The sequence below is a fragment of the [Clostridium] aminophilum DSM 10710 genome (assembly GCF_000711825.1).
GTDB classification, from domain to species: domain Bacteria; phylum Bacillota; class Clostridia; order Lachnospirales; family Lachnospiraceae; genus Clostridium_R; species Clostridium_R aminophilum.
In genome coordinates this window covers 225,479-239,731 of record NZ_JONJ01000001.1, presented here as the reverse complement: position 1 = coordinate 239,731, position 14,253 = coordinate 225,479, and the positions used below count along the sequence as shown (strand labels likewise).

The following is a 14,253-nucleotide window of genomic DNA, read 5'->3' as shown; positions in this document are numbered from 1 at the left end:
AAGCATCATCAGGACGAATGGAAGAGAACAGAGGAAAGAGCAGGAAACAGGAGAAGCAGAAAAGCCGGCGCATGGTTTTCGGGATTCTGGCTGTGGGTGTGGTGATCCTTCTTGCGGCAGGGACTGCGGGATGGCTCCATCGACAGGTCAGAGAGGACCGGGAGGCGGCTGCCCGTGTGGCGGATCTTCAGCGCGAAGTTGCCCGGAGTGCGAGAACCGGCCCCGGAGGCGAGACCGGACCGGCCAGTGAGGTTGACGTGCCGACCGGAAGTGCGGGAGAGGAAAACTCCGGACCGGAGGACGGTGCAGAGAAGAACGCTATCGTGATCAACAGCGAGCCCGGTTCGGACCGGGAAGCACAGAATGACGGCAGTGACGGCGACACGGAACGGCTTCTCAGTTTTGCCGGCGATATTTATCTCTCGGATCATGTTCTGAACGCATACCGCAATGCGGGCGGCATCGGAGGAATTCTGGATGAAGGGCTGCGCAATGCGATCGCAGCCTCTGATCTGTTTCTTGCCAATGAGGAATTTCCGTTCAGCGACGGCGGGACACAGGCGCAGGACAAGCAGTTTACGTTTCGGCTTCCGACGGGAGACGTCCATATCATGAAAGAGATCGGTCTGTCGGCGGTGACACTGGCCAACAACCATGTTCTCGATTATGGAGAAGCGGGGCTTTTGGATACGCTGAAGACACTGCGGGAAGCGGGAATTCCGTTTACCGGAGCGGGAGCGAATCTGAAAGAGGCGAAAAATCTTCTGATTCTGGACGCCGGAGAAAAGAAAATCGGCGTGATTGCCGCATCCCGGGTTTTCCCGGAAGGCGGATGGGCCGCCGGAGCATCGCATCCGGGCGTATTTTCCGCCTATGATCCGGCACCGGTCGCGGAGGCGATCCGGGAGGCCAGGAGCCGGTGCGATTTTCTGATCGTCAGTGTCCATTGGGGGCTGGAGAGGCATACGGAACCGGAGAAATACCAGCGGGATAACGGGCACGCGTATATTGACGCCGGCGCGGATCTCGTAATCGGAAGTCATCCGCATGTTCTGCAGGGAATCGAATTCTATCAGGGAAAACCGATTTTCTACAGCATGGGGAATTTCATCTTCGGAAGCTCCATTCCGGCCACGATGCTCGGACAGGTAATTTTTTCGCCGGACGGTACGGTTTCATACCGCGTTATCCCGGCGTCATCTTCGCACGGATTTACCCAAAAGAAAGAGAATGCCGCGGACTTTTATGAATCGCTGCGGGCACTGTCGCCGGGCGTTATGATCGGCGATGACGGGAGTGTATCCCCGCAGTGAACGGCGGCGTGACGGGGATGACCGGAATGTTGTGTCGAAGTGACGGAGGCATAAGCGGTGATGACCGGGACATACCATCGCAATGAACAGCGGCATGAGCGGCGGAATACGGAGTTTTGAATCAGGTTCAGGAGGGATCGACTATGGCAAACAGCAATCTGATTATCACAATCGAGCGGGAATACGGAAGCGGCGGCCGCATCGTCGGGAAAAAGCTTGCAGAGCAGCTTGGTGCCGGATTTTATGACGATGATCTGATCCGGATTGCTTCGGAGAAGAGCGCCGTCGGCGAACAGTATTTCCGAATGGCGGATGAAAAGGCCGGAAAGAACATTTTCTCCCGTTTCAGCGGTCATCGGATTGACCTCACAGAGCCGTCTCCGGACAGCAATCTGACCAGCCCGGAGAATCTGTTCCGTTTCCAGGCACAGGTGATGCGCGAACTCGCCGAGCAGGGACCGTGCGTGTTTGTCGGCCGTGCATCGGGATTTATTCTCGATCAGTTTGAGGAGATCGAGCATCTGGTCCGCGTCTTTGTTCTGTCGGATATCGTGACCAGCGTGCAGCGAGTGGTGGAAGTCGATATGGTCGACGAGGAGCGCGCCAAGAAGCGCATTCGCCAGATCAGCCGTGAGCGGAAAGAGTATTACCGTTACTTCACGGACAGCGACTGGTATGACATGAAAAACTATGATCTGACGGTCAACACGACCCGTTTTGATCTGGATCAGACGGTAGAACTGATCAAGAATTATATCAGACTGAAAGGGTACATCGAATGAGATATTCGGCAGTGGGCATTCTTGCCCACGTAGATGCCGGAAAGACAACTCTCTCCGAGGCTATGCTGTATGAATCCGGCTCGATCCGGAAGATGGGACGCGTCGACGACGGCGATGCGTTCCTCGATCATTACAGCCTGGAGAGGGCCAGAGGCATCACGATTTTTTCCAAACAGGCGGTCATTCATGGGAAGAACATGGAGATCACACTGTTAGACACACCGGGACACGTGGATTTCTCAGCCGAGATGGAGCGCACACTGCAGGTTCTGGACTGCGCGATCCTTGTTATCAGCGGATCGGAAGGCGTGCAGGCGCATACGGAAACGCTTTGGAGGCTCCTGAGAAGATACGGGATTCCGGTGTTTCTTTTTGTCAACAAGATGGATCTTGCAAGGCACTCCGGAGAAGAGATTCTGGAAGAGCTGAAGGCGAAACTGGGCGGGAATTTCATGGACTTTTCGGATGAGGGGAGCAGTGCATTCTATGAGAATGCCGCAACCATCGGCGAGGAGGAGATGGAGGAATTCTTTGAGACCGGGCGAGTGTCGGAAGAACATATCCGGGCCGGAATCCGGTCGGGGGAGATCCTTCCGTGCATGTTCGGGGCGGCGCTGAAAAATGACGGCGTAAAAGAATTCTTATCCCTGCTGGAGCGGTATGCGCCGGCACCGGAGTATGACAGCACGGCAGCCTTCGGCGCAAAGGTATACAAGATCGAGCGTGACAGCGACGGAAAACGGCTGAGTTTTATGAAGATTACAGCCGGGAGTCTGTCGGTGCGCGATGAGATCGGAGAAGAGAAAGTCAGCGGAATCCGGATCTATTCCGGCGGAAAGTTTGAGTCGGTCACAACGGCGTGTGCCGGTCAGATTGCCGCGGTCGTCGGAATCCAATCAACGAGGGCAGGCATGGGGCTCGGAAGTGAAGAGGATTCGGAACTTCCGGTTCTTGAGCCGATCATGACCTACCGGGTGATTCTGCCGGATGACGCGGATGCCATGAAGATTCTCCCGAAACTCCGTGAGATCGAGGAAGAGATTCCGGAGATGCATATGGTCTGGGATGAGGAAAAAAAGGAGATCCATACGCAGATCATGGGCTCGGTTCAGATGGAGATTCTTCAGAATATCATCCGGGAGCGAACCGGTTATACCGTGGAATTCGGCGGCCGGAGTGTGGTTTACCGTGAGACGATCGCATCGGTTGTCGAGGGCGTGGGACATTTCGAACCGCTCCGCCATTACGCGGAAGTTCATCTGAAACTGGAACCGGGAGAGCGAGGAAGCGGCGTGACGATCGAGGATGAGGCAGATCTTGACAGTCTTGCCGGAAACTGGCATCGCCTGATTCTGACACATATTGCGGAGAAAGAACACCGGGGTGTTCTGACCGGAAGCCCCGTGACTGATATCCGCATCACGCTGATGAGCGGACGGGCCCATCTGAAGCACACGATGGGCGGCGATTTTCGACAGGCAACGTACCGCGCGGTGCGCCAGGGACTCATGGAAGCGGAGACGGTGCTTCTGGAACCGTACTATCATTTCCGCCTGGAGATTCCGGACAGCTATGTCGGGAAGGCGATGACCGATCTCGGCCGGATGAGCGCAAAGTTCGACATGCCGGTGATGGAAAACGGAACCGCCGTGATCGAAGGAACCGCGCCGGCTTCGGAGATCGACAGCTATCCGGCGGAGGTGGCCGCATCGACCGGCGGAAAGGGAAGAATTGTCTGCACCCCGGCAGGATACGGAGAGTGTCACAACACCGAGGACGTGGTGCAGGATAGAAATTACGATCCGGAGGCGGATCTGCGGAATCCGACCGGATCGGTATTCTGCACGCACGGGGCGGGTTTCTACGTCCCGTGGGATGAAGTGAAGGATTATATGCATCTGGAAAGCTGTTTTTCTGAGAATTCGGGACGGCTGCGGAGCGATTCCGAGATCGAGACAGCCGCGGGAAGCGGCATGGGAGAGCGGAGCGGCCGGCAGGCGGACGGAAGCGGTTCGGAAGAAATCTTCCTCGGCACGGATGAGATTGATGAGATCATCAACCGCACCTATCATGCAAACCGGAAAAAGAGCGATGATCCGGGCAGAAACCGGTGGGGAGCAAGGCGAAAGAAGGTTGCAGCCGGTGAGACGGTGATCTCTGCGGCCGGCGTCCGCGGGCCGGGATATGACGCGGCCGGCCGTGAGAACGCAGGCCAGGGCGGGGCGGATCCGAAAAACAGATCGGAATCCCGTCAAAAAGCCGGAAAACCGAAGGTTTCCGGGCGGAAATATCTTCTGGTGGACGGCTACAATGTGATTTTCGCATGGCCGAAGCTGGCGGCGCTCGCGGAAGAAAACATCGACAGCGCCCGAAGCGCTCTGCTGGATATCATGTGCAACTATCAGGGATACACCAATTACTACCTGATCGTCGTATTTGATGCCTACCGTGTGCAGGGGCACCGGACGGAGTGGTTTGACGACCGAAACATCCATGTCGTCTTTACGAAGGAAGCGGAGACCGCGGACCGGTACATCGAGAAATTCACACATGAAAACGCGAAGCAGTACCAGATTACGGTGGCGACATCGGATGGCCTTGAACAGACCATTATCCGCGGACAGGGCGCGGCTCTGATCTCCTCCCGGGAGTTTGAGGCAGAGGTGAACCGCGTGGAGAATCTGATCCGCACGGAACACGCGGAGAGAAAACTGATGCAGCAGGGAACCAGGACCTATCTGATGGATCATGTGCCGGATGAGGTGAAGGCAAAACTGTACGAAAACGGTGAAAATACGGGAAAGTAAGAGAAAAGGGGCTTGCATCCCGGTAAACACTATGTTATACTTTGTCAAGATATATTGTAACTTATTGGAAGAGTGGGCCGAGCGGTCCACTCTTTCTTGTGTAATAGGAAAGTGCTGCGCACATCCTGTCACACAGGAAATGCTCCGCGTGGATGCGCACGCCGATGAGTGGTAAAAGTCACCCTGCGGTGACCGGCGGAGGCGCGCAAAGTCTGCGAGCTCTTCTCAGGAATGAGGGGATGGGGAGACGAAGTCCGCTTGCGGATTTTGATCTTGCAAAAGCCCGGAGAGCGGGCAAAGGATGGTGAATTTGTGACAAAAGCAGAAAGCTACATAACAAAAGTTGAGCAATGGCTTGAGCCGCAGCTCGGCCCGATGGGATATGAGCTGGTCGACGTGGAATACGTCAAAGAAGGCGGAACCTGGTATCTTCGCGTATTTGTCGACAAAGAAGGCGGAATCAGCGTGGATGACTGCGAGAATGTCAGCCGGATTATGAATGAATGGCTTGACCGGGAAGATTTCATCTCGGACAGCTACATTTTTGAAGTGAGTTCCCCGGGACTCGGAAGACCGCTGAAGAAAGAAAAAGATTTTGTGCGCAATGAAGGCTCTCCGGTGGAGATTCACCTCTACAAGGCGGTGGACGGAAGCAAAGAGTATGAGGGTGTGCTCACCGCATGGGATCAGGATACCGTTACAATAACCATCAACGATGAGAAACTTACATTTGACCGCACGGACATTGCACTGATCCGTCAGTCGATTGATTTTTAAGCCGCGGCAGGAGGACAATGGAAAATGAAGAAGAAAGCGAACAGCGCTGTCGATGAGACACAGGAGAGAGAGTCCGCATTCAAGGCAGTCGTTAGCGAACACAATATTGACACCGAGACGCTGATCAATGCGATCAAGGACTCCATTCTCAATGCGATCCAGAAGAACTACGGAAGCATCGAGCATGTCAAGATCGATCTCGCACCGGGCATGTCAAAGCTGAGTGTTTACTATGATAAGGTTGTTGTCGATCAGGTGGATCCGGAAGATCCGACCGGTCAGATCAGCCTTGCGGAAGCAAAGATGAAGGATCCGACGGTAAGAATCGGCGATCATGTTCACATTCCGATCGATACCAAGGGCTTCGGAAGAATCGCGACTCAGAACGCAAAGAGCAAAATGCTGCAGAACATCCGCGAGGCGGAGAGAAGATCTCAGTACGCAAAGTGGTATCAGCTGGAGAAGGATATCGTAAAGGGCACCGTTCAGAGACAGGTAAGAGGCGATTACTATGTGGATCTCGGACACATGGATGCGGTTCTGAAAGAGAACGAGCAGGTTCCGGGCGAAGAGTTCCAGCCGTACGATACCATTACCCTCTATGTTCTTGAGGTAAAGGATACCAACCGCGGACCGCGCATCACCGTTTCCAGATCCCATCCGGAACTGGTCAAGAGACTGTTCGAGAAAGAGTCTCCGGAAGTGCATGACGGTATTGTCGAGATCCGTGCGATCGCGCGTGAGGCGGGATCCAGAACAAAGATTGCAGTCAGCTCCTGCGATGAGAACGTCGATCCGGTGGGCGCATGCGTCGGACCGAACGGTTCCCGTGTCAACGCGGTTGTTGACGAGCTCTGCGGCGAGAAGATCGATATCATCAACTGGGATGAGAACATCGCGCTGCTGATCGAGAACGCACTCAGCCCGGCAAAGGTTATCCTCGTTGCAGCCGATGAGGAGGCGAAGGAAGCACAGGTTATCGTTCCGGATTACCAGCTTTCCCTTGCAATCGGCAAAGAGGGTCAGAACGCGAGACTGGCAGCCAAGCTGACCGGTTACCGCATTGACATCAAGAGTGAGACACAGGCAAGAGAATCCGGACTTCTCGATGAACTCGAGCAGGGCTACGAGGAAGGCTTCGAGGGCTATACCGATGATGAGATTATCGGTGAGGCTGTGGAAGAAAGCGAGATGGACGGACAGGCGGAAGAGGAAATTCCGGCTGACGAGAACTGACAGAAAAGATTCTGAAGGAGACATTTCCGCCGAAGGCCGGCGGAAAGCTCCGAAGGGAATCTGCATCGAACGGGAAGTGAAAAATTGAGTACCAGAAGAATACCGCTCAGAAAATGTATCGGCTGCAATGAGATGAAGCCGAAGACGGAACTGATCCGTGTAATACGAAACGCAGAGGGAAATGTGGAGCTGGACGGCACGGGCCGCAAAAACGGACGGGGCGCCTATCTCTGCAGGAATACTGCGTGCCTTTTAAAGGCGGAGAAGAACAAAGGACTGGAACATTCGCTGAAGATGGCAATTCCGAAGGAAGTCTATGAAGCACTGGAAAAGGAGTTGAATTCACTTGGAAGCGAAGAGTAAGATTCTGAACTTTTTGGGACTTGCGCGCAAGGCAGGAAAGCTTTCGCCCGGCGGGTTCATGACGGAGAAAACCGTTAAGGGGAACAGAGCCTGCCTGGTGCTTGTGTCCGAGGAAGCTTCCGATAATACGAAGAAGTCCTTCCTGAATATGTGTACTCATTATAAAGTTCCCATATATTTATTTGCAGGAAAGGAAGAGCTCGGCGGTGCGATCGGAAAAGAAATGTGCACCACGCTGGCCGTGACAGATCCGGGTTTTTCCAGACAGATCGAAAAGTTACTTATTGAGAACGGAGGTAGTGAGTATGAGGGTAAATGAGTTATCGAAAGAACTCGGAAAGACAAACAAGGAAGTGCTTGAGGTATTGCAGAAGCACAATTTCGATGTCAAGAGTCACGCCTCTAATATTACGGAGGAACAGGCAGCAGTGGTAAAAAAAGAATTTAATGCAGCACCGGCCGCGCCGGCAGCAAAAGAGGCAGTCGCCGGCCAGAAGAGCGAGGCAAAGGCTCCGCAGGCGGAAGCGGCAAAACCGGCTGCATCGGAAGAAAATAAAGAGACAGTAAAGCCGAAGAAGAGATTTGCGACGGTATTCCGTCCGCAGAACAGCGTACAGAAGGGCGTGCATCAGGGTAACGGCGCGAAGCGTCCGGCAAGACCGCAGCACACCGGCGCACCGGCAGCACAGTCCGCGGTACAGGGAGTCAAGGTTTCCGTACAGTCCTCAGAGGCGGCAAAGCCGGCAGCGAAGGCAGAGACTCCGGCAGCAGCTCCGCAGGCAGCAGCACCGCAGGCTGCACCGGAAACAACGGCACCGGCACAGGCGCCGAAGAAGGAAGGACATCAGCCGAGAGTCTTCACCGGCCCGATCTCCATCGGCCGCGATTTCAACAGTGAGGCGAGAAGAACCGAGCTGAACCGCGGAAATATCACAGGCGGTGCAAACAGCGACGCAAGAGCGCGCGGCACAAGAGACGGCGCACGTTCCGGCGGCTATCAGGGCAGAAATGACGGCGCACGCTCCGGCGGCTATCAGGGCGGCAGAAATGACGGCACACGCTCCGGCGGCTATCAGGGCAGAGACGGCGGCGCACGCTCCGGCGGCTATCAGGGCAGAAATGACGGCGCACGTTCCGGCGGCTATCAGGGCAGAAATGACGGTGCACGTTCCGGCGGTTATCAGGGCGGCAGAAATGACGGCGCACGTTCCGGCGGTTATCAGGGCAGAAATGACGGCGCGCGTTCCGGCGGCTATCAGGGCGGCAGAAATGACGGCGCACGCTCCGGCGGTTTCCAGGGAAGAGGTGCCGCTGCACAGGGCGCTTCCCGCGGAGGATTCGAGGAGAAGCCGCTGCAGAAACAGCAGAATTCCAAGCAGAACCGCAACAACTATAAGGGCGAGAAGGGCAGCCGTTTCGACCGCGAGGAAGAGAAGTTCGCAAAGGGAAGAAACGGACAGGATCAGAGAGGCCCGGTAAAGCCGCAGCGTAAGCCGGAGCCGAAGGAAGAGAAGATCAAAGTGATCACCATTCCGGAGCAGCTGACCGTTCGTGAGCTCGCGGAGCATATGAAGATGAAGCCGGCTACCCTGATCATGGATCTCTTCAAGCAGGGCAAGGTTGTTACCATCAACACCGGTGTCACCTATGAGCAGGCGGAAGAGATTGCCATGGCCTATGATATTCTCTGTGAGAAGGAGAAGGTTGTCGATGTGATCGCCGAACTCCTGAAAGAGGATGAAGAGGATGAGGCCGATATGGTTGAGAGACCGCCGGTTGTCTGCGTAATGGGTCACGTCGATCACGGTAAGACATCCCTTCTGGATGCGATCCGTAAGACCGCTGTAACCGAGAAAGAGGCAGGCGGCATCACCCAGAGAATCGGTGCTTACCAGGTTGAAGTCAAGGTTGCGGACGGCAAGAAGAAGATCACTTTCCTGGATACTCCGGGACATGAGGCATTTACCGCCATGCGTATGAGAGGCGCGCAGTCGACCGATATCGCGGTTCTCGTCGTTGCAGCGGACGACGGCGTAATGCCGCAGACCGTAGAGGCGATCAACCACGCAAAGGCGGCAAAGGTTGAGATGATCGTTGCGATCAACAAGATCGATAAGCCGAGCGCAGATCCGTCCAAGGTTAAGCAGGAACTTTCCCAGTACGGCGTTCTGACCGAGGACTGGGGCGGCGACGTTCCGGTTGTGGAGGTTTCCGCAAAGTCCGGTCAGGGTATTCAGGATCTTCTGGAGGAACTCCTTCTGGTTGCGGAGATCTCCGAGCTGAAGGCAGATCCGAAGAGAAATGCAAGAGGTCTGATCATCGAGGCGAGCCTCGACAAGGGCCGCGGTCCGGTAGCGACCGTTCTGGTTCAGAAGGGTACTCTCCATGTCGGCGATCCGATCGTTGCGGGCCACTGCCACGGTAAGGTTCGTGCGATGACCAATGAAAACGGCCGCAGACTGAAGGAAGCAGGCCCGTCCACTCCGGTTGAGGTCATCGGTTTCAACGATGTTCCGGCTGCCGGTGAGGTATTCATGGAACTCGACAGCGAGAAGGAGGCAAGAAGCTTTGCCGAGACCTTCATCGCAGAGCACAAGAACAAGCTGATCGAAGAGACCAAGATGAAACTGTCTCTGGACGATCTGTTCAGCCAGATCAAGGCCGGAACCGTAAAGGAACTGCCGATCGTAGTCAAGGCGGACGTTCAGGGTTCCGTCGAGGCGGTTCGCCAGTCTCTGGAGAAACTCTCCAACGACGAGGTTCTGGTAAAGATCATCCACAGCGGTGTCGGTGCGATCAACGAGTCCGATATCAGCCTTGCATCCGCATCCAATGCGATTGTCATCGGATTTAACGTACGTCCGGACGCGACCGCAAAGGCGCTCGCCGAGCATGAGAAGGTTGATGTGCGTCTCTACAAGGTTATCTACCAGGCAATCGACGATGTCCGCGATGCGATGAGCGGCATGTACGAGCCGGTATATGAGGAGCAGATCATCGGTCACGGTGAGGTTCGTCAGGTATTCAAGGCATCCAAGGTCGGCATGATCGCCGGTACCTATGTTCTGGACGGAAAGTTCAGCAGAGGCTGCAAGGCCCGCGTTTCCCGCGGCGGCAAGCAGATCTTTGACGGCAACATTGAGTCCCTGAAGCGTTTCAAGGACGATGTCAAGGATGTCAATGCCGGATACGAGTGCGGTGTTGTATTTGAAGGCTTCAGCGATGTTCAGGAAGGCGACCAGATCGAGGCTTACGCGATGGTCGAAGTTCCGAGAGATAAAGTAAAGGCAGCCAAGGCGGCGCAGGCAGCTGCAGCAGCGAAGGCGGCTCAGGAATAAAGACAGACAGCTTGCAGGGAGTTCCGGGAAAATGTAGAGTGCAATTTCCGCAGGGACTCCCTGCAAAGCAAATGGAGGAACGATTATATGCGCAGAAACAGCGTGAAAAATAACCGGATCAACGGGGAGGTTGCGAAGGAACTCAGCATGATCATCCGCGACCTGAAGGATCCGCGGATCAGCCCGATGGCCAGCGTTATGACCGCGGAAGTGACCGCTGATCTGAAATACTGCAAGGTGTTTGTCAGCGTTCTCGGCTCGGAGGAAGAGCAGAAGGCGACCATGCAGGGACTGAAAAATGCGAACGGCCACGTTCGCTCCGAACTGGCAAAACGTCTGAATCTCAGAAACACTCCGGAGCTCCTGTTTGTTCTGGATACCTCAATCGAGTACGGCGTCCGCATGTCGAAGCTCATCGATGAGGTGACGGAGAATGACCGTGCAAACAGCACCGGAACCGATGCGGAAGAGGAAAATGAATCCGAGGAATAAAGATGGACAATATTCTGATCTCCGCGCTGGAGAACCGTGAGAACATTGTGCTTCTGGGACATCTTCACCCGGATGGCGATGCCATCGGTTCGACGCTCGGATTGTACAATTATCTGAAAGAGAACTATCCGGAAAAGAAGGTGGATCTCTATCTCGACGATCCGGCAAAGAAGTTTTCCTATCTCGCCGGTTTCGAGGAGATCCGCACCGAATATGAAGAGGGCAGGACCTACGAACTATGTATCAGCCTCGATTCGAGCGATACCGAACGCCTGGGCGTGTTCCTGCCGTATTTTGAGACGGCGGCGCACACCCTGTGCATCGACCATCACCGCACCAACCCGGGATTTGCGGAGGAGAATCTGGTAGTCCCGGAGGCGAGCTCCTGCTCGGAAGTGCTCTTCGGACTTCTCGACGGAGATAAAATCAGCCGCAATACGGCCGAGTGCATCTACACCGGCATCATTCACGACACCGGCGTATTCAAGTATTCATCCACATCCCGCGCGACGATGGATGCCGCAGGATTTCTGATGGAGAAGGGGATTCCCTTTGGCGACATCATTGACGGCAGTTTTTACCGCCGGAGTTTTGTGCAGAACAAAATGCTGGGGATCGCGCTCTTAAAGAGCCGCCGGATTCTGGACGGCGACTGTATGATCTCGGTGGTGACCAGAAACAACATGGAGGACAATGGCGCCGGCCCGCAGGATATGGACGGCATCATTGACCAGATGCGCAACACCGACGGCATCGAGTGCGCGGTGCTTCTCTATGAGGGAAAAGAGGGCGAATTCAAGGCTTCGCTCCGCTCCAATCACTGGCTCGATGTCTCTGCCATCGCGCAGAGTCACGGCGGCGGCGGGCACATCCGCGCGGCGGGCTGCACGCTGAGAGGAGATGCGGACACGGTGACTGCGGTGATCACCAATGCTGTTGCGGAGGCAATCAAAAAGGATAAACCGAATGTTTGATGGTGTAATCAATATTTACAAAGAACCCGGCTTCACGTCGAATGATGTGGTGATCAAAATGCGCGGGATTCTTCACATGAAGAAGATCGGTCACACCGGGACGCTGGATCCGGCGGCCGAAGGCGTGCTTCCGGTGTGCCTCGGAAAGGCGACCAAGCTGGTGAGCATGCTGACGGACGAGACGCACAAGACCTATCAGGCCGTGATGCTGCTCGGACAGGTGACGGACACGCAGGACACGACCGGACAGGTCACTGCCTCTGCGGATGTGGATGAAATGATCCGGTCCGGGACTCTCACGGAGGAGGCGGTGAGAAGTGCCGCTTTGTCATTTATCGGCGATTATGCGCAGATTCCGCCGATGTACTCCGCCCTGAAAGTGAACGGAAAACGGCTCTATGAGCTGGCCCGGGAGGGAAAAGAGGTGGAACGGGCGGCCCGTCCGGTGCATATCTATGACCTGACGGTGGACAGCATTGCGCTGCCGCGCGTTACGATGACCGTGACTTGCTCCCGGGGAACCTACATCCGGACACTCTGTCACGATATCGGCGAAAAACTCGGCTGCGGCGGATGCATGGAACATCTTCTCCGCACGAAGGTCGGAAACTTTGCGGTTGACCGCGCGATCCGGCTCGGAGAGCTTGAGACGCTGGCCCGGGAAGGGCGCGCAGAGGAGGCGGTGATCCCGATTGACGGGATCCTGGCGGATCTTCCGGCCGTTCGCTCGGAGAATGAGATTCTGGACCGGCTTCTGGATAACGGCAATCCCTTCGGCGCGGAGTTTCTGGACCCGTCGGGATACGGAGACGATGCCGAGGTTCGGATGTATGACGGTCAGGGACGTTTTATCGGTGTCTACGGCTACCGGCCGGACGAAAAAAAATGGAAAGCAGTACGGATTTTTAAATAGGAGACAGGAATGCAGTATATAATCGGAACAAGAGAGTTTCAGATAGAAGAGCCGACCGCGGTGACCATCGGTAAATTTGACGGGCTCCACCGGGGGCATATGAAACTTCTCGATGAAGTGTTCCGTTTCCGCAAGGCGGGAATGAAGACTGCGGTGTTTACGTTTGAGACGGCACCGGGTTCGCTGATGTCGGGCCGGATGCAGACGATGATCACAACCAACGAAGAGCGGCGCAGAAACCTTGAACAGGCGGGAATCGACTATCTGGTGGAATATCCCTTCAACACGACGGTTGCGCACATGTCTCCGGAAGATTTCGTACGCAAAGTTCTCACTGACCAGATGCACGCGAGAGCCGTGATTGCCGGCACGGACTGCAGTTTCGGCTATAAGGGCGCGGGCAATGCGGCCCTCCTCCGGAAACTGGGACCGGAATACGGTTTCCGCGCCGTGATCGTGGACAAACTCATGGACGGTGACCGGGAGATCAGCAGCACCTATGTGAGGGAAGAGCTGGCGGCGGGACATATCCGGAAGGCCAATGAACTCCTCGGCTATGAATACAGCATTTCCGGAGAGGTGGTTCACGGTCAGCACCTTGGCTCGACGCTCGGCTTTCCGACGGCGAATATCCTTCCGCCGGCACAGAAGCATCTGCCGGTATTCGGTGTCTATCTCTCCGAGACGGAAGTGGACGGCGTGTGGTACCCGAGCCTGACGAATATCGGACGCAAGCCGACCATTGAAGGGCTTCACCCCGTCAGCGCAGAGACTTTTCTTTATGATTTCGATCAGAGCATTTACGGAAAAACGATCGAAGTGCGGATGCTGGACTTTTTCCGGCCGGAGATGAAATTCGACAGCCTGAATCAGCTCCGTGCGCAGGTGGATTCCGATAAAGTGCGCGGAAGACAGGAACACGAAAAGCGAAACAGAGTATAATGTTATATAACAGGCGGGAGAGTCTTGAAAGGAGAAGAATCGGTATGAAAGAATTCGAGTACGTAATCAAAGATGAGATTGGAATCCATGCGCGTCCGGCCGGAGTTCTTGTAAAGGCGGCTAAAGAGTTTTCCAGCCGAATCATCGTGGAAAAGGGCGAAGAGAAGGCGGATATGCGGAAAATGATCCAGCTGATGCAGCTCGGCGCAAAATGCGGGGATACCATCAGGGTATTGATCGACGGCGAAGATGAGGAACTGGCAGCGGAAGAGATCGGAAAGAAAATCTCTGAGAATCTCTGAAGAACAGTCTGACG

The 14,253-nt window shown here is 55.3% G+C and carries 13 protein-coding genes; all 13 read left to right on the top strand.

The annotated features are described in order from the left end of the window. The first annotated feature begins 17 nt into the window (after positions 1 to 17). Positions 18 to 1,313 carry a CapA family protein gene (locus BR86_RS0101080; RefSeq protein ID WP_075034386.1) on the top strand — a complete coding sequence of 432 codons (1,296 nt, stop codon included), beginning with the start codon at positions 18 to 20 and terminating at the stop codon, positions 1,311 to 1,313. Between the two features lie 143 nt (positions 1,314 to 1,456). Next, a complete protein-coding gene (locus tag BR86_RS0101075) occupies positions 1,457 to 2,095 on the top strand; it encodes a cytidylate kinase-like family protein (RefSeq protein WP_031471169.1) in 639 nt (212 codons plus the stop codon). Further along, complete coding sequence (locus BR86_RS0101070) at positions 2,092 to 4,902, top strand: translation factor GTPase family protein (RefSeq protein WP_031471168.1); 2,811 nt, start codon at positions 2,092 to 2,094, stop codon at positions 4,900 to 4,902. The genes BR86_RS0101075 and BR86_RS0101070 overlap by 4 nt, the downstream gene beginning before the upstream one ends. A gap of 312 nt (positions 4,903 to 5,214) precedes the next feature. Next, a complete protein-coding gene (locus BR86_RS0101065; RefSeq protein ID WP_031471167.1) occupies positions 5,215 to 5,679 on the top strand; it encodes a ribosome maturation factor RimP in 465 nt (154 codons plus the stop codon). A gap of 24 nt (positions 5,680 to 5,703) precedes the next feature. Further along, on the top strand, positions 5,704 to 6,915 hold the full coding sequence (nusA, locus tag BR86_RS0101060) for a transcription termination factor NusA (RefSeq protein WP_031471166.1): 1,212 nt from the start codon (positions 5,704 to 5,706) through the stop codon (positions 6,913 to 6,915). 84 nt (positions 6,916 to 6,999) lie between these two features. Continuing rightward, positions 7,000 to 7,278, top strand: a complete 279-nt coding sequence (gene rnpM, locus BR86_RS0101055; protein ID WP_031471165.1) for an RNase P modulator RnpM — start codon at positions 7,000 to 7,002, stop codon at positions 7,276 to 7,278. Beyond that, positions 7,262 to 7,597 carry a L7Ae/L30e/S12e/Gadd45 family ribosomal protein gene (locus BR86_RS0101050; protein WP_031471164.1) on the top strand — a complete coding sequence of 112 codons (336 nt, stop codon included), beginning with the start codon at positions 7,262 to 7,264 and terminating at the stop codon, positions 7,595 to 7,597. The genes rnpM and BR86_RS0101050 overlap by 17 nt, the downstream gene beginning before the upstream one ends. Further along, positions 7,584 to 10,616: a translation initiation factor IF-2 gene (gene infB, locus BR86_RS0101045; RefSeq protein WP_051684493.1), complete on the top strand. Its 3,033-nt coding sequence runs from the start codon at positions 7,584 to 7,586 to the stop codon at positions 10,614 to 10,616. Before BR86_RS0101050 ends, infB begins: the two co-directional genes overlap by 14 nt. Positions 10,617 to 10,703: 87 nt before the next feature. Next, positions 10,704 to 11,108 carry a 30S ribosome-binding factor RbfA gene (rbfA, locus tag BR86_RS0101040; RefSeq protein WP_031471162.1) on the top strand — a complete coding sequence of 135 codons (405 nt, stop codon included), beginning with the start codon at positions 10,704 to 10,706 and terminating at the stop codon, positions 11,106 to 11,108. A 2-nt stretch (positions 11,109 to 11,110) separates the two neighbouring features. After that, a complete protein-coding gene (locus tag BR86_RS0101035; RefSeq protein ID WP_031471161.1) occupies positions 11,111 to 12,082 on the top strand; it encodes a DHH family phosphoesterase in 972 nt (323 codons plus the stop codon). Further along, positions 12,075 to 12,995, top strand: coding sequence for a tRNA pseudouridine(55) synthase TruB (gene truB / locus BR86_RS0101030; protein WP_031471160.1), 921 nt, complete (start codon positions 12,075 to 12,077; stop codon positions 12,993 to 12,995). The genes BR86_RS0101035 and truB overlap by 8 nt, the downstream gene beginning before the upstream one ends. Positions 12,996 to 13,004: 9 nt before the next feature. Continuing rightward, positions 13,005 to 13,937, top strand: a complete 933-nt coding sequence (locus BR86_RS0101025) for a bifunctional riboflavin kinase/FAD synthetase (RefSeq protein ID WP_031471159.1) — start codon at positions 13,005 to 13,007, stop codon at positions 13,935 to 13,937. Positions 13,938 to 13,981: 44 nt separating this feature from the next. Continuing rightward, positions 13,982 to 14,239, top strand: coding sequence for an HPr family phosphocarrier protein (locus BR86_RS0101020; protein ID WP_031471158.1), 258 nt, complete (start codon positions 13,982 to 13,984; stop codon positions 14,237 to 14,239). Positions 14,240 to 14,253: the final 14 nt, after the last annotated feature.